16 protein-coding genes are annotated in these 19,508 nt (G+C 63.2%); 8 read left to right on the top strand and 8 right to left on the bottom strand.

The features are described from left to right. Positions 1-6 precede the first annotated feature (6 nt). Positions 7-2,172, bottom strand: a complete 2,166-nt coding sequence (locus tag ACIPZF_RS18290; RefSeq protein ID WP_400801822.1) for a TonB-dependent receptor — start codon at positions 2,170-2,172, stop codon at positions 7-9. Positions 2,173-2,432: 260 nt separating this feature from the next. Here ACIPZF_RS18290 and ACIPZF_RS18285 point away from each other — a divergent pair, with 260 nt between their 5' ends. Further along, positions 2,433-3,284, top strand: coding sequence for a CAP domain-containing protein (locus ACIPZF_RS18285; RefSeq protein ID WP_400801821.1), 852 nt, complete (start codon positions 2,433-2,435; stop codon positions 3,282-3,284). On the opposite strand, the gene ACIPZF_RS18280 is transcribed toward ACIPZF_RS18285, so the two are convergent. Continuing rightward, complete coding sequence (locus ACIPZF_RS18280) at positions 3,251-4,246, bottom strand: GlxA family transcriptional regulator (protein ID WP_400801820.1); 996 nt, start codon at positions 4,244-4,246, stop codon at positions 3,251-3,253. The genes ACIPZF_RS18285 and ACIPZF_RS18280 overlap by 34 nt on opposite strands. Before the next feature lie 109 nt (positions 4,247-4,355). Here ACIPZF_RS18280 and ACIPZF_RS18275 point away from each other — a divergent pair, with 109 nt between their 5' ends. Then, positions 4,356-4,967 (top strand): LysE family translocator, encoded by a 612-nt coding sequence (locus tag ACIPZF_RS18275; protein ID WP_400801818.1) that lies wholly within the window; start codon positions 4,356-4,358, stop codon positions 4,965-4,967. 11 nt (positions 4,968-4,978) lie between these two features. Here ACIPZF_RS18275 and ACIPZF_RS18270 read toward each other — a convergent pair whose 3' ends face one another. Beyond that, positions 4,979-6,178, bottom strand: a complete 1,200-nt coding sequence (locus tag ACIPZF_RS18270) for an MFS transporter (protein ID WP_400801817.1) — start codon at positions 6,176-6,178, stop codon at positions 4,979-4,981. A gap of 114 nt (positions 6,179-6,292) precedes the next feature. After that, entirely contained in the window at positions 6,293-7,192 is a 900-nt protein-coding gene (locus ACIPZF_RS18265; RefSeq protein ID WP_400801816.1) for a LysR family transcriptional regulator, read from the bottom strand. A 353-nt stretch (positions 7,193-7,545) separates the two neighbouring features. Here ACIPZF_RS18265 and ACIPZF_RS18260 point away from each other — a divergent pair, with 353 nt between their 5' ends. Together ACIPZF_RS18260 and ACIPZF_RS18255 are read left to right on the top strand one after the other, a co-directional pair. Further along, on the top strand, positions 7,546-9,963 hold the full coding sequence (locus ACIPZF_RS18260; RefSeq protein WP_400801814.1) for a glucose/quinate/shikimate family membrane-bound PQQ-dependent dehydrogenase: 2,418 nt from the start codon (positions 7,546-7,548) through the stop codon (positions 9,961-9,963). 111 nt (positions 9,964-10,074) lie between these two features. Then, complete coding sequence (locus ACIPZF_RS18255; protein ID WP_400801812.1) at positions 10,075-11,343, top strand: carbohydrate porin; 1,269 nt, start codon at positions 10,075-10,077, stop codon at positions 11,341-11,343. 111 nt (positions 11,344-11,454) lie between these two features. Here the strand turns inward: ACIPZF_RS18255 and argE are convergent, their stop codons facing one another. After that, the gene (gene argE / locus ACIPZF_RS18250; protein ID WP_400801810.1) at positions 11,455-12,615 is read right to left on the bottom strand and encodes an acetylornithine deacetylase; all 1,161 of its coding nucleotides are present in this window, start codon (positions 12,613-12,615) and stop codon (positions 11,455-11,457) included. Continuing rightward, positions 12,608-13,285, bottom strand: coding sequence for a DUF1028 domain-containing protein (locus tag ACIPZF_RS18245; RefSeq protein WP_400801808.1), 678 nt, complete (start codon positions 13,283-13,285; stop codon positions 12,608-12,610). The genes argE and ACIPZF_RS18245 overlap by 8 nt, the downstream gene beginning before the upstream one ends. Positions 13,286-13,588: 303 nt before the next feature. On the opposite strand from ACIPZF_RS18245, the gene ACIPZF_RS18240 reads away from it, so the two are divergent. Both ACIPZF_RS18240 and ACIPZF_RS18235 read left to right on the top strand, forming a co-directional pair. Then, positions 13,589-14,908: a flavin-containing monooxygenase gene (locus tag ACIPZF_RS18240; RefSeq protein WP_400801806.1), complete on the top strand. Its 1,320-nt coding sequence runs from the start codon at positions 13,589-13,591 to the stop codon at positions 14,906-14,908. Further along, positions 14,908-15,324: a RidA family protein gene (locus ACIPZF_RS18235; RefSeq protein ID WP_027593581.1), complete on the top strand. Its 417-nt coding sequence runs from the start codon at positions 14,908-14,910 to the stop codon at positions 15,322-15,324. The genes ACIPZF_RS18240 and ACIPZF_RS18235 overlap by 1 nt, the downstream gene beginning before the upstream one ends. 125 nt (positions 15,325-15,449) lie before the next feature. Here the strand turns inward: ACIPZF_RS18235 and ACIPZF_RS18230 are convergent, their stop codons facing one another. Next, positions 15,450-16,355: a LysR family transcriptional regulator gene (locus ACIPZF_RS18230; RefSeq protein WP_400801804.1), complete on the bottom strand. Its 906-nt coding sequence runs from the start codon at positions 16,353-16,355 to the stop codon at positions 15,450-15,452. 241 nt (positions 16,356-16,596) lie between these two features. Between ACIPZF_RS18230 and ACIPZF_RS18225 the strand changes: the two genes are divergently transcribed. Together ACIPZF_RS18225 and ACIPZF_RS18220 are read left to right on the top strand one after the other, a co-directional pair. Next, complete coding sequence (locus ACIPZF_RS18225; RefSeq protein WP_400801802.1) at positions 16,597-16,983, top strand: VOC family protein; 387 nt, start codon at positions 16,597-16,599, stop codon at positions 16,981-16,983. Positions 16,984-17,011: 28 nt separating this feature from the next. Further along, positions 17,012-17,581 carry a hypothetical protein gene (locus tag ACIPZF_RS18220; protein WP_400801801.1) on the top strand — a complete coding sequence of 190 codons (570 nt, stop codon included), beginning with the start codon at positions 17,012-17,014 and terminating at the stop codon, positions 17,579-17,581. Positions 17,582-17,703: 122 nt separating this feature from the next. Here the strand turns inward: ACIPZF_RS18220 and ACIPZF_RS18215 are convergent, their stop codons facing one another. Continuing rightward, the gene (locus ACIPZF_RS18215; RefSeq protein ID WP_400801800.1) at positions 17,704-19,377 is read right to left on the bottom strand and encodes an MFS transporter; all 1,674 of its coding nucleotides are present in this window, start codon (positions 19,375-19,377) and stop codon (positions 17,704-17,706) included. Positions 19,378-19,508 lie beyond the last annotated feature (131 nt).

Raw genomic sequence — 19,508 nt, 5'->3', positions numbered from 1 at the left:
CCGCCATCAGAAGTCGATGGTACCGGAGAACTTCACCAGGCGCGGATCGCCTTGAGTCAGGTAGCCGCCATTGGCCGATGCCCAGTAGTTCTTGTCGCTCAGGTTCTCCACATTCATGCGTAAGGTGACAGCCTTCTCCTGCACCTTGAAGCGATACCGAGCGCCCACGTCGAAGCGGTTCCAGGTCGGCAGGCTTAGGGTATTCGCCGGGTTGGCGTACTGCCCGCCGGTGCGCAGCATGCGGGCATTGAGCGCCAGCCCTTCGAGCCCGGGCACGTCCCAGTCGACGCTGGCATTGAGCTGGAACGTCGGCACGCCCACGGCATGATTGCCGTCGTCGGCACCGTTGAGGGTTTTCTTCAGTTCGGTGTCCATGCGCGTACCACCCGCCATCAGCCGCAAGCCGGTGACCGGTTCGCCAAACACGCTGAGTTCGATGCCTTTGTTGACCTGCTCGCCATCCTGGACGAATACATCACCTTGCACGAAGCCGTCGGTGGGCCGTTCGATGCGGAACACTGCCAGGTTGGCGCCGAAGCTTTGGTAATCGAGCTTGACCCCCGCCTCCACCTGCTTGGTCTTGGCCGGCGGGAACACCTCGCCCGCGTTGATCACCTGGCCCGAAGCCGTGGCACCCTGGGCCAGGCCCTCGATGCGGTTGGCATACAGCGAGATAGACGGGTTGACCTTGTAGACGATGCCATACACCGGGGTGGTAACCGATTCGTCGTAGAACGCGTTGCGGCCGAGGTCCGGGCCTTCACCGTCGTAGGCATAACCCTCGACGCGCAGCTGCTGGCGACGGACGCCCACGGTAAGCAGGAGGCTGTCGTCGAACAGCCCGACGGTGTCGGACACGGCGATACTGCGATTGCGGGTTTTGCCGGTCACGCCCGGGTCGTCCAGCTTGCCGCCGGTAAAGGTTGGCGTGGTCGGTTTGGGCAGCGGGTCGGTGTTGTAGATATTGGTGTCCTGCGAGTTGTAGAAGACGAAGGCGTTTTCCTGCTGGGTCCAGATGCTGGCAGCGCCGATGTTCAGCTGGTGGCTGACCGGGCCGGTCTGGAAGCGGCCGTTCACGCCGCCCATGACCGTGCTGTTGTCCTCGTTGTGAGGTATTTTCGAGCCGCCGATGGTGGCATCGCCGCTGGCAGCGTCAGTGAGGATGGGGGTGCCGTAGAAGCCGTTCTCGTGGGTGTGCTTGACGCCGCCAGACAGGTACGCGCTCCAGTTGTCGTTGAAGTCGTAATCGCCGCGAACCATGCCGAAGGTGTCCTCGGTTTCGGTCCAGGACCAGTCCTGGCCGTAGTTGTGGTCGGCGTCTGGCGCGCGCGGGATGTCGGTCAGGCCAGCGCCCAGGCGCACCGTGTTGCGCATGTGATTGACCCGCTGCTTCTGGTAGCCGATGTCGGTGGACACGCGGAAGTTGTCGCCACGGTAGTCGAGGCCAACGATGAACAGCTTGCTGCGCTGGTCCTGGTCATCGACTCCCGTCTCGCCCTCGCGCTGCGACAGGTTCAGACGCACGCCGAAGCGGTTGTCTTCACCAAAGCGCTGGCCGAGGTCCAGGTGTTCGCCGAGCCGGCCATCGGTGCTGATGTCCTGGGTGTAACGGCGCGTCGGCGTGTCACCGGCACGCTTGGGTTGCAGGTTGACGTTGCCGCCCAGGCCCGTGCCGGTCGGGCTGGCACCATTGAGGAAGGCATTCGGGCCCTTGAGCACCTCGACCCGCTCCACCGCATCGGTGGAGATCATCTGCCGCGGCAGCACTCCATACAGGCCGTTGAAGGCCACGTCGTCGCCATTGAGCGGCAGCCCGCGAATGACGAAGACCTGCGACTGGTTGCCAAAACCGAACGACTGGCGCACCGACGGGTCATTGAGCAGCACGTCGCCGATGTCTTCGGCCTGTTGGTCCTCGATCAACTGCGAGGTATAGCTGGTCATGGTGAAGGGCACATCCATCATGTCCTGGTTGCCCAGTATCCCCATTTGCCCGCCACGGGCCACCTGGCCACCGGCAAAAGGTTCGGGCGGCTCGCCCTTGGGGCGCGCGGCTTCGGCATTGATGGCGGTGGCCTCCAGCTCGATGGTGCCGTCGGCCGCTTGGACAGGCACGGCGACGGAACAGCAAACGGCGAAGAAGGTCGACTGATACGAAGGGATTCGTGCCATGAAGGGCTCCAGAGTGCGCAAAGTGGGGCCTTCCTGGCGGATGAGGAATTATTAGCGTTTGCGTATTGTTTCTAGTCGAAGTTACGAATGATTACCAAACCATCGCACTTTCTGGGCGACCAGTGGTCTACTCCCTCTTTTGCCGCCTGCAAGCCATTGCGGGCGTTTTCATTGCTTTGCACGACACCGGGCCAAAAGCCTTGGGCTTGTGTAGGATGAGCAGCGCAAACCAAGGCGCTGCCAGTCACAGGGAGATCCACATGCGCGTCCTGTCATCCGTTGCCGCCTTGTCGCTGGGCCTGTTCCTTTCGACTTCAAGCCTGGCTGCCACCGGCGAAGAGGCGCAGCTGATCGATTCGATCAACGCCTACCGCAGCCAGACCCAGCGCTGCGGCGGTGAAGCATCGCTGGAGCTGCCGCCGCTCAATAGCGACACCCGCCTGGCGTTGTCGCCAGAGGGTACCCGCGACCTGCAGCAGGCCATGACCCGTGCCGCGTACCCGATGGTCAATGTGCAGGCCATCAGCCTGTCCGGCCCACGTGATGCACGCGCCGCGATGCACGCCATCGAGGAGAGCTTCTGCCAGGTGGTGCTCGACCCGCAGTTCGTCGACATCGGCGTCAGCCAGGAAGGCCGCGACTGGCGCATCGTCCTGGCGCGCCCTCTGCTCAGCGGGCGGCTGGGCGACTGGCAGGCCGAAGGCCAGAAAGTCATGCAGGCGATCAACGCTGCACGCAAGGCGCCCCGTCAGTGCGGCGGCCAGCCCTTCGCCGCAGCGCCCGCCCTTGGCTGGAGCAGCGCACTTGCCGGTGTAGCGGCCAACCACACCCGGGCGATGGCCAACCAGAACTTCTTCGATCATATTGACCGCGAAGGGCGTACTCCGGGCGATCGTGCGGAGCTGGCAGGCTACCTGTACCAACAAATTGGCGAGAACATCGCGGCCGGGCGGGACACCGCGCAGAAGGTGGTGGCTGGCTGGCTGGCGAGCCCCGGGCACTGCGCCACGTTGATGAACCCGGACTTCCGCGAGATGGGCGCGGCCTATGCCGTTGACCCGAAGAGCGATGCCGGCATCTACTGGACGGGGCTGTTTGGCACACCACAATGAACGTCACGGCGCAGTTCAAGCGCCGTGCACGCAAACCGACGCCGCACGCATTTTCCCAGATAGCTCGCATCGCCCAGCCCCACTTCATCGGCGATCTGCGAAAGGCTGTGGCTGGAGTTGAGCAGCCGCCAGCGCGCTTGCTGCAGGCGCGTTTCCAGCCACCAGGCCTTGGCGCTCATGCCATGGCTGGCCTGGAACTGGCGGTCCAGTTGCCGCCGGCTGATGCCCAGCTCCGCCGCCAGTTCTTCAATCGACAGATGCGCGCTCAGGTGATGACGCATCAGCGCCAACGCGCGCTGCACCTGCCGTCCCTGACCTGCGCCGGCCTCCAGCGAACGCAGGGCGTGACGACTGTCACGGGACTCGTCCACCAGCATGTCGGCCAGGCCCTTCAATGCGCGGGCACGCCCGCACGCTTTTGATAACAGCTCGACTGCCAGGTCAAGGGCTGCCGTGCCGCCCGCGCAGGTAATGCGCGTACCGTCGATGCAGTACAACTGCTCAGGCAGCAGCTGCAGGTGCGGAAACGATGCGCGAAACTCGGCTTCATGCCGCCAATGCACCACCACCTTGTGCCCGTCCAGCAAACCGCAAGCCGCCAGCAGAAAGGCGGCGTTGTCGATGGCGACCAGCTTCACGCCAGCCTTGGCCGCACGCTTGAGCAGGTTTTTGTAATGGGCTGCCAGACCGGCTGTGGCCTCGGCATTGCGGCTGCCGAACAGCACCAGATAATCATAGCCATCCAGTACGAGCTGATCGGTGATCGCTTCCACCTGCATGACCGCACCGCTACTGGACACGACGGGCTCGGCAGTCAGACCGGCCAGTGTCCAGCTGCAATAACGCTGGCGGCTGTAGTCTTCGTCGTCGGCGCTGAAGCGCAACTTGTCGAGAAAGGCGCCGAAAGGCAGCAAGGCGAAGTCCGGTAGCGGCAGGATCAGGAGTCGGATATCGGGGGGCATGGTTGACTGTCCGAAAATCACCACGAGATGTCCAGATCATACTCCTTGAATCGCATTAGGTCGCCTAGACTGGCCACCTCTGAATACTGACTGACTCAAGGCGCATGTCATGGCTCTGGATACCTGGCTCATCTACCTGCTGGCTAGCATTGGCTTGTCCTTGACCCCCGGCCCGAACAGCCTGCTGGCCCTGACCCATGGCGCGCTGTATGGCACACGGCGCACCTTGTTCACCATCGTTGGCGGGGTGTTCGGTTTCAGCGCTTTGATTGCCCTGGCCATGTTCGGACTCACTGCTCTGCTACAGACCTCGGCGTCGGTGCTGACCGTGCTGAAGTGGGTAGGTGGAGCCTATCTCGTCTGGCTGGGCGTCCAGCTCTGGCGCAGCCCGGCCTTGCACCTGGAGTTGAATGCACAGGCTGCTCGCCTGAGCAATTCCGGCCTGTTCCGCCAGGGCTTGCTGTCGGCCATGGCCAACCCCAAAGTGCTGCTGTTCTACGGGGCGTTCCTGCCGCAGTTCATAGACCCACAGCGGGGGCTGTTTCTGCAGTTCGTGATCATGGCCGCTACCTTTGCCAGCGTGGAGTTCATGGTCGAATACCTGCTCGCGCGCCTGGCGTTCCGGATCAAGCCTTGGTTGACCAGGGGCGGCAAGGGTTTCAATCGCTGCTGCGGGGGGCTGTTTGCGTTGATTGGTGTCGCATTGCCGCTCGGCCGCTAGCATGTGCGGATTCACTTATCCCGCGAAATCACCAGGAACATCAGTAGCCCCAGCCCAGGCAAGCTCGCCCCCAGCCATACCACACCTTGCCAGCCATACCCGGCGAACACCGTACTGGCCGCCGCCGATCCCATGGCGCCGCCCAGAAAGATGCTGGTCATGTACAGCGCATTGAGCCGCCCGCGGCTGGCCGGGTCCAGGGCGTAGACTTCGCGCTGACCGATGACCATGCTCATCTGCACAGCGAAATCCAGGAGCACGCCGGTCAACCCCAGGCCGATAATGCTGTAACCCGGCGCGGTGAGCCCCCACAGCAGTGCCACAGGCGCCAGTATCAATGCCAGCAATGAGGCTGCGCGAGCATGGCCGGCGTCTGCCAGGCGCCCGGCCATGGGCGCGGCGATAGCACCGACCGCGCCAATCAGAGCGAACAGCGCGATCTGGCTTTGCGATAGGCCATGTTCGGCCGCCAAGGCCAACGGCACCGCCGTCCAGTAAAGGCTGAACGCGGCGAACATCAACGCCTGGTACAGCGAGCGCTGGCGCAGTACCGGGTATTGCCGCAACAACCGGATCAGCGATGCCATCAAACCGGCATAGCTGGCCTTGTGGTCCGGTACCCGGCGCGGCAAGGTCAGCGCCAGCAGCAGGATGATCGCCAGCATCAAGCCCGCTGCACCGATGAACACTGTGCGCCAGCCGAAATGGTCAGCCACCAGGCTCGACAGCGGCCGCGCCAGCAGGATACCCAGCAACAGGCCGCCCATGATGTTACCGACCACCCGGCCACGCTGCTGCTCTGGCGCGAGGTGTGCAGCCAACGGGATCAGCATCTGCACCGATACGGAGCTGAAACCGATCAGCAAGGCATAGCCCAGGAACAACGCCCCCTGGCCATTGCTGCTGGTACCCGCCAGCAGCAGGCTGACGCAGGCGAGTACCGCTGTGACGATCATCAACCGGCGATTCTCCACCAGGTCAGCCAAGGGCACCAGCAACAGCAGGCCCAGCGCGTAGCCCAGTTGGGTCAGCGAGACAATCAGGCTGGCCCGCTCGGAGGACAAGCCAAGGTCCGGGGCAATCAGCCCGACGATGGGTTGGGCGTAGTAGATGTTGGCGACGATCGCGCCGCAACAAAACGCCAGCAAGGTGACCAGGGCGCGGCTCAGGCCCGACGCTGCGGCCTGTGTGGTGGCAAGGGAGGGGTTCATGCGAGGTGCCTCGGCATTGGCAAAGAAGATGCCGGGCACATTAGCGGGGCACCGTGGCCAGGAGAATCCGGGCGCGGCGCAACAGGGCTTTGCGCCCAGCGCAACGTAAGCGGTTCATGGCGCCAAAAGCTGCTCGCAGAACGCGATGAATGCCTGCACGCGCCGCGAACCGCGGTGGTTGGGCAAGTACAAGGCATTGATGCTGTCATTGGCCGCCCCTGGGCTGGCCTGCCAGTCGCTGAATACGCGCTGCAGGTGCCCCGCGGCCACGTCTTCGCGGACCAGCCAGTCAGCCAGCAGCGCTATGCCAGTGCCCGCCAGCGCGGCTTCGCGCAGCAAGTCGGCGTTGGCGCTGCGCAGCGGGCCGCGCACGTCCAGCACCTGGGTATCGTCTGCTCGCTGCAGGCGCCAGGGCAGCGCCTTCTGGCCATAGCGAAAGCGCAGGCAGGCGTGGTCCAGGAGTTGCGCGGGGTGCTGCAACGCTTCGTGGCGGGCCAGGTATTCAGGGCTGGCCACCAGCCAGCGTTCGAAGCGGCCCAATGGTCGGCACACCAATTCGTCGCTCGGTGAGGGGTCGCCAAGGCGAATTGACAGGTCGTAACGGCCGTCCAGAAGGTCATCGAGCCGGTCGCTCATGTCGATGTCCAGCTCCATAGCCGGATGCCTCGCCAGAAACATCCCCAGGTGCGGCGCGATCACGCGTCGACCGAACTCGACCGGCAGACACAGGCGCAATACGCCGACAGGCTCCTCACCACGGTCAGCGACGCTGGCATCCGCCTCGTCCAGCGCTTCGAAGATATCCCGCGCGCGGGCGTAGTAGCGAGCGCCAGCCTCGGTCAGGGTGATCTGACGCGTGGAGCGGTTGAGCAAAGTGGCACCCAGCGCCGACTCCAGCGCATCGACCAGGCGCGTCACCGACGAGGTGGCGATACCCAGCTTGCGCGCTGCGGCGGAAAAGCCCTGGGCATCGACGGTCGCGGTGAACATCTTCATCGCCAGAAACTTGTCCATGAACACCCCGGTTTTCAATTTGCGGAACGGTCCTACAATCCACGGTGCGGGTCAAGAAGCGCACGGCCGATTGAGCGGGGCCAAGGCCTCGACTGTCTGGCTTGCCATCTTCTACGGCAGTGTCCCGCCGTGACCTGCGATTGATGTCACCTGATACGAAGGTCTAACAGCTTTCGATGGGACCCGCTTAAATCTAGGATTTAGCGCAACTTTCGCCACGTGATCTAAGCTTTTAGGCACAGCTTGGCAAGTTCAGCCCTGCGACAATCAGCCTCAGAATATTATGTACTAACTTGTTAATTAGCTTGCTAAGGGCTTAAACTGCGCCCATTCCACCTGCTGAGATCCCTGGCATGAACGAAACACCGCGCGCCTCTGGCGCCACAAAAATCATCCTGGTCGGCTTGGGCGTAATCATCGCCCTGCTCGGCCTGCTCCTGGCTGCTGGCGGCGTCAAGCTGGCCGGCCTGGGCGGTTCCTGGTACTTCCTCATCGGCGGCCTGGCGATGGCCATTGCCGGTGTGCTCATCGCCCGGCGCAAAAAGGCCGGTGCCTGGTTGTACGCTGCTTTTCTGATCGGTACCGCACTGTGGGCGCTGATCGACGCTGGCCTGGTGTTCTGGCCACTGTTCTCGCGCCTGTTCATGTTCGGCGCGATCGGCATGGTGGTGGCGCTGGTCTATCCGCTGCTGGTGCGTAGCAATGGCGGCAGCACCGGGCGTGGCGCCTACGGCATTGCTGGCGTGCTCGCCGTGGTGCTGGTGATCGCCGCTGGCAACATGTTCGTTGCCCACCCAAGCGTCGCGCCTACCGGCAACGGCCCGGGCATGACCCCGGTCGAAGCTGGCAAGGAGCAGAAGGACTGGGCCCATTACGGCAATACCGAAGGTGGCAGCCGCTTCGCCGCGCTGGACCAGATCAACCGCGACAATGTCGACAAGCTCAAGGTCGCCTGGACCTACCACACCGGTGACGTGGCCATCAGCGACGGCAACGGTGCCGAAGACCAGCTGACCCCATTGCAAGTCGGCAACAAGGTGTTCATCTGCACCCCGCACAACAACCTGATCGCCCTCGATGCCGACACCGGCAAAGAGCTGTGGAAGAACGAGATCAACGCCCAGTCCAAGGTCTGGCAGCGTTGCCGCGGCATGGCCTACTTCGACGCCACCGCGCCGATCGCCCAGCCGTCCCAGCCGAACAGCTCGCCGATTACCGTCGGTAGCGTACCGGCCGGTGCCAATTGCCAGCGCCGTTTGCTGACCAACACCATCGACGGCCGGCTGATCGCCGTCGACGCCGATACCGGTGAGTTCTGCCAGGGCTTCGGCAACAATGGCCAGGTCAACCTCATGGCCGGCCTGGGTGATGTGCCGGACTCCTTCTACCAGCTGTCCTCCGCGCCGTTGATGGCCGGTACCACCGTAGTGGTGGGCGGCCGTGTCGCCGACAACGTTCAGACCGACATGCCAGGCGGCGTGATCCGTGGTTTCGACGTGTTCACCGGGGCCATGCGCTGGGCCTTCGACCCGGGTAATCCAGAAGACCGCAACGCCCCGGGCGACGGTGCCACCTATGTGCGCAGCACCCCGAACAGCTGGGCACCGATGTCCTACGACCCGGCCATGAACACCGTGTTCCTGCCGATGGGCTCGTCGTCCACCGACATCTACGGTGTCGAGCGCAACAAGCTGGACCACACCTACGGCGCTTCGGTGCTGGCCCTGGACGCCACCACCGGTAACGAGAAGTGGGTGTTCCAGACCGTGCACAACGACCTGTGGGACTTCGACCTGCCGATGCAGCCGAGCCTGATCGACTTCACCAAGGACGACGGCAAGTCGGTACCTGCGGTGGTGATCGGCACCAAGGCCGGGCAGATCTATGTGCTCGACCGCGCCACCGGCAAGCCGCTGACCCAGGTTGACGAAGTGCCGGTCAAACCAAGCAACATCCCTAACGAGCCGTACTCCCCGACCCAGCCGAAATCGGTAGGCATGCCGCAGATCGGCGCGCAGACCCTGACCGAATCGGACATGTGGGGCGCCACGCCGTATGACCAGCTGCTGTGCCGCATCGACTTCAAGAAGATGCGCTACGACGGCCTCTACACCGCGCCAGGCACCGACCTGTCGCTGAGCTTCCCAGGTTCGCTGGGTGGCATGAACTGGGGCAGTATCTCAACCGACCCGGTGCATGGCTTCATCTTCGTCAACGACATGCGCCTGGGCCTGTGGATTCAGATGATCCCGTCGCAGAACAAGGGCCAGGCGGCGTCCGGTGGCGAAGCGCTGAACACCGGCATGGGCGCCGTACCGCTCAAAGGCACCCCGTATGCGGTGAACAAGAACCGCTTCCTGTCGGTCGCTGGCATCCCGTGCCAGGCGCCGCCATTCGGCACCCTGACCGCCATCGACATGAAGACCCGCCAGGTCGCCTGGCAGGTTCCGGTCGGCACCGTTGAAGATACCGGCCCGCTCGGCATCCGCATGCACCTGCCGATCAAGATCGGCCTGCCAACCCTGGGCGGCACCCTGTCGACCCAAGGCGGCCTGGTGTTCATCGCCGGCACCCAGGACTTCTACCTGCGCGCCTATGACAGCAGCAACGGTAACGAAATCTGGAAGGCCCGCCTGCCGGTCGGCAGCCAGGGCGGCCCGATGACCTACGTTTCGCCGAAGACTGGCAAACAGTACGTGGTGATCACTGCGGGCGGCGCCCGTCAGTCGACTGACCGTGGCGACTATGTGATTTCTTACGCCTTGCCTTAAGACCGCGTCGCTTTCTTCGCGGGCAAGCCCGCTCCCACAAGGCTCACCTCGGCCCCTGTGGGAGCGGGCTTGCCCGCGAATAGGCCCCAAATAACAATCCGAGATTCAGCAATGCAATTCGCAATTCGCATTACCCCTGCCGTTCTTCTGGCCCTGGCCAGCACCACCGCCCTGGCCGACGGCGACCTCATGACCCGCAGCACGATGACCGGCGACTGGGGCGGCTTGCGTCACCAGCTCGAAGAAGACGGCGTCAAAATCACCGGCGACTACAGCGGTGAAACCGCCTACAACGCCCACGGCGGCTTGCACCGCTCGGCGCGCTACTCGCAGAACCTCAAGTTCGGTGTGCAGTTCGACCTGTCGAAACTGTATGGCCTGGACAACGGCGGCAAGGTCCAGCTGACCATCAACGACCGCCGTGGCAACAGCGCCTCGGAAGACCTGGTCGGCAACCGCCTGCCGATTCAGGAAAACTACGGTGGCCTGTACACCCGCCTGACTGAGCTGAGCTACGAGCGCACCCTGTTCACCCCGGCACTCAACGTCAAGCTCGGCTACATGGCCATGGGTAACGACCTCGGCGGCCTGGACAGCGGCATCCTGTGCAACTTCATGAACGCCGGTTTCTGCGGCCACCCGCTGAACATGTCCGGTGGCAGCGGCTGGACCAACTACCCCAACGCCCACCTGGGCGTGCGGGTGAAGTATGACCTGTCGCCTTCCTGGCAGCTGCGCGTGGCAGCGTTCAACGTCGACCCGGAAAGCAACGGCAACTCCAGCCGCGCCTGGCATCTGGGCCCCAAGCACACCACCGGCACCGTGGTGCCGATCGAGCTGGTATACAAGCTACAGGGTGAATTGCCGGGCGAGTACAAGCTGGGTTACTACTACGACAGCTCAGACGTCAAACGCATCGGCAGCGACAAGGAGGTTTCCGGCCGTGGTGGCCACTACCTGCTGATCGACCAGGCCGTGTGGAACGACGCCGGCTCACCGGGCCGCAGCCTGCATGCCTTCGGCCAGTACTCGGCATCGAGCGAAGCGGCATCGCCATTCACCAAGTGGTATGGCGCCGGCGTGGTGCTGTACAAGCCGTTTGCGAGCCGCCCGCGTGATACTGTGGCACTGGGCTATGGCCGCGCCGTGCAGAACCCGCGCAGCCGTGATGTGCTGGAAGACGCGGCGTTCAACGCCGGGCAGCAGTTCCCCAACATCGACGGCGCCGAGCAGTTGGTCGAGCTGAGTTATGGCTATCAGGCCACGCCGTGGCTGAATCTTCGTCCTGACGTGCAGTACATCATCGAGCCGGGCGCGTTCTCCGGGAAGGAGATCGACAACGCGTTGGTGGTTGGGTTGCAGGTCAAGGCGACCTTCTGATTCCTTGGGGCCGCTTTGCGGCCCTTTCGCGGGGCTAGCCCGCTCCCACAGTTCTTGAATTCAGCACCATTCCTGTGGGAGCGGGCTTGCCCCGCGAAAGGGCCACCGCTATCAGCCCTGCTTAAGGTAATCCACCAACCTCAGCAGCATCGCATCACATCCCTGCAACTGCTCGACACTGACAAACTCATCCGGCTTGTGTCCCTGTTCCATGCTTCCCGGTCCACAGACCACGGTAGGTATGCCCGCCTGATCGAACAACCCGCCTTCCGTACCAAACGCGACCGTGCCGAAGTCCTCCGATCCACTGAGCAACGCGACCAACCGCGCCGCCTCGCTGTCAGCCGGCGTGGCCAATCCCGGATAAGCACTCAATGGCTCCAGGCGAATGTCACTGGCCGCATTGACCTTGCGCATGCGCGGTAACAACTCGGCCTCGGCATAGGCCTGCAGCTGATCGGCCACCGCCTGTGCCTCGAAGCCTGGCAACGCACGCACCTCGAAATCGAAGGCGCACTCCTCGGGCACGATGTTCAGCGCCCTGCCCCCATGGATCACCCCGGTCTGCACCGTCGAGAACGGCGGATCGAAGCGCTCGTCATGCCGTTCAGGTAACGCCAATGCCTCACCAATCTCGCCCAGCCTGCCGATCAACTTCGCGGCATACTCGATGGCATTGACCCCGTAAGGCGCATAGGCCGAATGGCACGCCGCACCGTGCACCTGGCAACGCATGGCCAGCTTGCCCTTGTGTCCGAGCACCGGCTTGAGTTCGGTCGGCTCTCCGATCAGACACAAGCGCGGCTTGTGCGGGCGCTGTTCCAGCGCCGCGAGCATCGAACGCACGCCCAGGCAACCGACCTCTTCGTCATAGGAAAACGCCAGGTGCACCGGCAGTCGCAGCGGCTGCGCCAGGAACGCCGGCACCGCCGCCAGCACCGAGGCGATGAAGCCTTTCATGTCGGCGGTGCCACGGCCATACAATCGCCCCTCGCGCTCACTCAGGGCAAACGGCTCGACCGTCCAGGCCTGGCCGTCCACCGGCACCACATCGGTATGGCCGGAAAGCACCACGCCGCCGACGTCCTTGGGGCCAATGGTGGCGAACAGGTTGGCTTTCGTGCCCTCGGCGTTGTGGAACAGTTCGCTTTCAACACCCTGTTCGGCCAGATAATCGCGAATGAAGCCGATCAGTTGCAGGTTCGAATCGCGGCTGACCGTGGCGAAGCCGATCAGCCGGGCCAGCAAGGCGCGGCTGCTGAATTCACTCATCACCCGGCACCCCATAGCTGGGTGCGGTGGTGGGGTCCAAGGCGCGCGTGACGTAGTCCTGCATCTGCGGACGATACGCTTGCCACAGGCCATCCAGCGTGCCAATCGGGTCATGCTCGGCCCAGTCCACACGCAGGTCCACCAGCGGCCAGGTCAGCTCGCCGGCGATTTTCAGTGCCGCCGAATGCACCGGGCCGGCTTCACCGCCTGCAGCCATGGCCGCGTGCATCGCCGCCAGCAAGCGGTCGGCAAGATGCCCACCGGCCTGTTCGAAGGCTTGCACCATGGCTTCAATCACGTGAACCGATGACAGCAAGTTGCCGGCCGCGGCACATTGCTCACCGGCCACTGCATTGTGCACCCCCAGCGCTTCCTTGCCGGTGAACAGCGCCACCTGGCCATTGCTGTCGATTACCGTGACCTGGCGATACTCGCTCCAACCATTGGCACTGAGCACCCGGTCCAGCGCTGCGGCTGGCAGTATCTGGCCCTGTTCCAGAACATCGAGAATCTGCGGGCCGAGCGCCGGTAAGGTGATGTTCTGAGTAGCAACGGCGCCGACACCTGCTCGCACCCATGGGCAGCGGGCACCTACAGCGATGCTCGAAGAGCTGATGGCGATGCCGACCTGGCCGGTTTCCTGGCAGCGACCGATGATGGAAAAGGTCATGTGATGCTCCTGTTGTTCTGTGCAGTTGCAGGCCATCTGAACAGAACCCTTTAGTGCGCGAAACCAACATTTTCCTGTGCCTTGAACAGGAAAAAACTAAGGCCGCGAAGCGCGCTTCAAAACACTCGAAAAACGCCGGCAAACATCCCTGCAAGCCTTTCTGTGCAAGGCCTTCGCCGTTTTATCGGCAAGCCCAAGCTAAATACTATTTTCGCGATTTGCGCAGCGTCCCTAGTCTGGCCCCAGGTAACGGCGGTCCTCCAAACCGACCTGACAAAAACCGCCTGAACAAGGGCTCGGACAATGACAATGAACAACATCGAAATCGACACCCTCGTCGTCGGCGCAGGCCAAGCCGGCGTGGCCATGAGCGAACACTTGAGCAAGCTCGGCGTGCCGCACCTGGTACTGGAACGCAAGCGCATCGCCGAAGCATGGCGCACGGGCCGCTGGGACTCGCTGGTGGCCAATGGCCCGGTCTGGCACGACCGCTTCCCAGGCCTTGAATTCAACCTCGACGCCGACGCCTTCGCCGGCAAGGACCAGGTAGCCGACTACTTCGAGCAGTACGTACGCAAGTACAACCTGCCGGTGCGCACGGGCATCGAGGTCAAGAAGGTGGTGCGCAATGCCGACCGCCCGGGCTTCACCATCGAAACCAACGAGGGCGTGATCCGCGCCAACCGCGTGGTCGCCGCCACCGGCCCGTTCCAGCGCCCGGTGATCCCAGCCATTGCGCCCAAGGACGAGCAACTGCACCAGATCCACTCCGCCGCCTACTTCAACCCCGAGCAGCTGCCTGAAGGCGCTGTGCTGGTGGTGGGTGCCGGCTCCTCCGGCGTGCAGATCGCCGAAGAGCTGATGCGCGCCGGGCGCCAGGTGTACCTGTCGGTCGGCGCCCATGACCGGCCGCCACGCGCCTATCGCAACCGTGACTTCTGCTGGTGGCTGGGCGTGCTGGGCGAGTGGGATGCGGAAATCGCCAAGCCCGGTCGCGAGCACGTGACCATCGCCGTCAGCGGCGCCCGTGGCGGCCACACCGTGGACTTCCGCGCCCTCGCCCATCAAGGCATGACCCTGGTCGGCCTGACCGAGTCGTTCGACAACGGCGTCGCGCGTTTCCAGGACAACCTGGCCGACAACATTCGCCGCGGCGACGAAAACTACCTGGCCCTGCTCGACGCCGCCGATGCCTACATCGAACGCAACGGCCTCGACTTGCCGCAAGAGCCCGAAGCCCGCAAGCGCCTGCCTGACCCGGACTGCGTCAGCAACCCGCTGCGCGAACTGGACCTGGCCCAGGCCGGCGTCACCAGCATCATCTGGGCCACCGGTTATGGCGTGGACTTCAGCTGGCTGCAGGTCGACACCTTCGACGCCAACGGCAAGCCCCAGCACCAGCGCGGCGTATCGCGCGAGCCGGGGGTGTACTTCCTCGGCCTGCCCTGGCTGTCGCGCCGTGGCTCGTCGTTCATCTGGGGCGTGTGGCACGACGCCAAGCACGTTGCCGGCCACATCGCCACCCAGCGCACTTACCTCGCCTACCGCGACCGCGAACAGCGTGACGCGGACGAGCAGAAACCCGATTCGATCAGCAATGTCAGCACCCTCGGAGCCCACTGATGCCTACCCATACTCGCATTCGCATGTTCAACACCAAGGTCACCTACCCCAACCAGACCCTGGACAACGACCTGTGCCAAGCCGTGCGCGCCGGCAATACCATCTATGTGCGCGGCCAGGTCGGTACTGATTTCGAAGGCCGCCTGGTAGGCCTGGGCGACCCGCGGGCGCAGGCCGAACAAGCGATGAAGAACGTCAAGCAGCTGCTTGAAGAAGCAGGCTCGGACCTTTCGCACATCGTCAAGACCACCACCTACATCACCGATCCGCGCTTCCGTGAGCCGGTGTACAAGGAAGTGGGCAAGTGGCTCAAAGGGGTGTTCCCGATTTCCACCGGGTTGGTGGTGGCGGGGCTTGCCCAGGCTGAGTGGTTGATGGAGATCGATGTGATTGCAGTGGTGCCGGATCAGGCGTAATTCATTGAGATGGCCGGGGGCGCTTAGCGCCCCATTCGCGGGGCAAGCCCGCTCCCACAAGTACTGCACCAATCAGATACTTGTGGGAGCGGGCTTGCCGAGACGTCGGACCGCCCGCAAAGCTTTTAGAGCTTGCCCAGTTCCTCCCGGCAGAACTCCACGAACAGCTGCGCCGGCTTGGTCAGCTGCACCCGCTTCAAGCGCGCCGCCGCAAGCCCCGACAAGGTCACCGGCTCGGCGATCTCCAGCGTCACCAGCTTCTGCCCATCATAGGTGTACGGCGAATGCGGCCGGGTCACCAGCAGCGAGAAGCCGAAGCCCTGCCCCACCATTCCACGCACCATCTCGATCGACGGCGAGCTGAAGACGATATTGGGCGTCAGGCCCAGCTCGTTGAACAGGCTGACGAAATAGGTGCGGCTTGGCGCCACGTCCAGCAAGATCATCGGCTCCGGGCACAGGTCACGCAGTGAAACCTGGCCTTGGCCTGCGAAACGGTGCTTCTCGGGCAGCAGCACGTAGGGCTTCTGCGGCGGCATCAACGGCTCGGTTTCGATGGTGCCGTCGAGGTCGTGATCGTAGAGAAACGCCAGGTCGAAAGTGCCAGCCGTCAAGCCCTGGATCAGCTCCTGTTGCTCGCCGTCGCGCAGGCGTATGTCGACACCCGGGTAGCGTTCGCGAAAACCGGCGATCAGCCGTGGCAGGTACAAGGGCGCGACGGTTTCGAAGCAACCGATGTCGATCTGCCCGGCCACGGTGTCGTTATCTGCCAGCGCGTTCTGCTCGAACTCGTGGGTCATCTGCAGCAGCGACTTGGTCTTGGCGTAGAAGCGCTTGCCGCTGGGGGTCAGTGATACCCCCTGGGCGTGGTGGCGGATGAACAGCTGTACGCCAAAGCTTTCTTCCAGGCTTTTGATCGCCGTGGAGATGGAAGGCTGCGCAATGTACAGCTGACGCGAGGCCTCGGCGACGCTGCCGGCCTCGACGGTGGTGACGAAATACTTGAGTTGTCGCAAGGTATAGGAAGCCACAGGCACCTCATTGGCGCGGGTTTATGGGCGCCTTTGGAATTATCCTGCCACTTTACCGTGCCACTGGGTGCGTGGGCGCCTGGGTGATGAAGGATTTGCCTATGACCTGACGATATTCTATGTGAGGGTAAGGTTCAGGCGCCGATGAAGTTCACCTCGCGATTATCACCGCACGCTGCTGGTCAAATGAATCAGACCCGCTTTACTGGTAGATAAACAGCCGCAGGAACGGTGTGTGCCTATGAAGATCGTTGTCACCAGCATCCTCGTCGACGACCAGGCCAAGGCCTTGGCTTTCTACCACTATGTGCTCGGTTTCGAGCCCAAGGATGATATACCTCTGGGCCAGCATCGCTGGCTTACCCTGACCTCACCTCACGACCCCAATGGTGTGCAGTTGGTACTGGAGCCCGACGCTCACCCCGCCGCCAAGACCTACAAAGCAGCATTGCGCAAGGATGGCATCCCCGCCACCTCCTTTGGCGTACGCGACATCCGGGCCGAATACACCCGCTTGTGCAAGGCCGGGGTCAAATTCACCCAGGAGCCCACTGTTCTGGGCCCGGTGACCATCGCAGTTTTCGACGACACTTGCGGCAATCTTATCCAGATCGCCCAAAAACACTGACCCTGGTGCGCTAGAACAAGGAAAACCAATGCGCCATGAATTCAGCGAAGTGCTCAATGACCAGGTCGATTACTTTCTGGTCGGTGACATACAGTTGCTCGACCGCTTCAAGCATCAACATGACCTCCCCGACGACTTGGCCAGCGAATTCACCCACGCCGACAGCGGCGATCAGGTAGTACGCGAGGGCGTCGTGCTGCCCCTGGCCGGAGTCGACAACCTGCCCTACCACATCATTTTCACCCTCGATGGCGACCCACCCGCCCTGCTGGAGCCGGGCAGCCGGCTGAAGCACCGGCGCGGCGGCTATGTGCTGCAGGTCGAGCACCATGCAGTGATGGTCTACACCTGGCGCATTCTCCAGCATTTCACCAACAAGACCCTCGGCGACCTGCTGGCCGGGTATCAGGTGCCGGGGCGGCCGATCATCGAGCTGGACAATGGCTGGTATGACGTCGAGGTACTGGGGGGCGCGGTGGTGCGGGATGGTTTATACGAACCGGCGTTCGAGTTTGTGATGACAAAACGCTGGAGCCGAGGCGAGGCCAAGGACGTGGATATTGGCTATGCCTTCAGCCTGCGCGGGTATTTCGACTGAATGTGTTTATTCAATACCGGCCTCTTCGCGTGGCAAGCCCGCTCCCACAATGATTAGTATGGACAGGGCCATTGTGGGAGCGGGCTGGCCCCGCGAAGAGGCCGGTACAGGCTATGCATGGATTATGTGATATCCCGGTCTTTGGTCTCCGGCAGGAAGAAAATCCCCAGCACCGCCGTCATCACCGCAATCACGATCGGGTACCACAGCCCGTAGTAGATATCCCCGGTAGCCGCCACCATGGCAAACGCCACGGTCGGCAGGAAGCCGCCGAACCAGCCGTTGCCGATATGGTAAGGCAGCGACATCGAGGTGTAGCGGATGCGCGCCGGGAACAACTCGACCAGCCAAGCCGCGATCGGGCCGTAGACCATGGTCACGTAGATCACCAGGATGGTCAGCAGCAACAGCACCATCGGGTAATGGATCTTCGCCGGGTCCGCCTTCTCCGGATACCCGGCCTCTTTCAAGGCCCCCGTCAGGCTGGCGGTGAAGGCATCGCTCTGGGTCTTCAGGTCTGCCGCGGCCAGGCTGCTGCCTTCAAAGCTCGGGATCACCCGTTCACCGATGCGGATTTGCGCCACGCTGCCGCGCTCGGCCGCCACGTTCTCATACGGGATCGCTCGCTTGGCCAACAGGCTCTTGGCGATGTCGCAGGAGCTGGTGAATTTGGCCTTGCCCACCGGGTCGAACTGGAACGCGCACTGGCTCGGATCAGCCACTACCACCACAGGGTTCTGCTCCTGCGCAACGAATACGTCCGGGTTGCCGTACTCCGTCAGTGCCTTGAAGATCGGGAAGTAGGTCAACGCGGCGATGATGCAGCCCGCCATGATGATTTTCTTGCGCCCGATGCGGTCGGACAGGCTGCCAAAGAAGATGAAGAATGGCGTGCCGATGAGCAAGGAACCGGCGATCAGCAAGTTGGCTGTCTGCGGGTCGATCTTCAACGTCTGCAACAGGAAGAACAGCGCATAGAACTGCCCCGTGTACCACACCACGGCCTGGCCGGCGGTACCGCCAAGCAGTGCCATGATCACCACCTTGAGGTTTTCCCAGCGGGCAAACGACTCGGTCAGCGGCGCCTTGGATGCCTTGCCCTCGGCCTTCATCTTCATGAACACCGGCGACTCGTTGAGCTGCATGCGGATGTACACCGAAATCGCCAGCAGCAGGATCGACAGCAGGAAGGGTATGCGCCAGCCCCACGCCTCGAAAGCCTCGGTGCCCAACGCCGTGCGGCAGGCCAGGATCACCAGCAGCGAGAGGAACAGGCCCAGGGTCGCGGTGGTCTGGATCCAGGAGGTGAAGAAACCGCGCCGCCCCTTGGGTGCATGTTCGGCGACATAGGTGGCCGCCCCCCCGTACTCGCCGCCCAACGCCAGTCCCTGCAACAGGCGCAGGGTGATCAGAATGACCGGGGCTGCGACACCGATCGTGGCATAGCTGGGCAGCAGGCCGACGATAGCGGTCGACAGGCCCATGATGACGATGGTGATCAGGAAGGTGTGCTTGCGCCCGATCATGTCGCCGAGGCGGCCGAACACGATGGCGCCGAACGGCCGCACCGCAAAGCCCGCGGCGAACGCGAGCAAGGCGAAGATGAACGAGGTGGTTTCATTGACCCCGGCGAAGAAGTGTTTGGCAATGATCGCCGCCAGTGAGCCGTACAGGTAGAAGTCGTACCATTCGAACACGGTACCCAGCGAGGAGGCGAAGATGACCTTGCGCTCCTCCTTGGTGATACCCCGTTGGGGCGCGCTACTGCCCGTGGATGCGCTGTCGAGAACCGCCATGAGTTGCCTCCGTCTTGTCGTTATCGAAGGCCGGAGTACCTCACACCCATTTCACCGTCGCACCCAGGCCCTAGGCTTGCATTGGTTGCGCGAAGCACGACGAGGCGGGGCGCCTCGGATCGCAGCAAGGT

The sequence above is a fragment of the Pseudomonas sp. NPDC089752 genome (assembly GCF_044748725.1).
In the GTDB taxonomy this organism is placed as follows: Bacteria; Pseudomonadota; Gammaproteobacteria; order Pseudomonadales; family Pseudomonadaceae; genus Aquipseudomonas.
The sequence above is the reverse complement of the archived record's forward strand: the minus strand, read 5'-3'. Positions and strand labels throughout refer to the sequence as shown.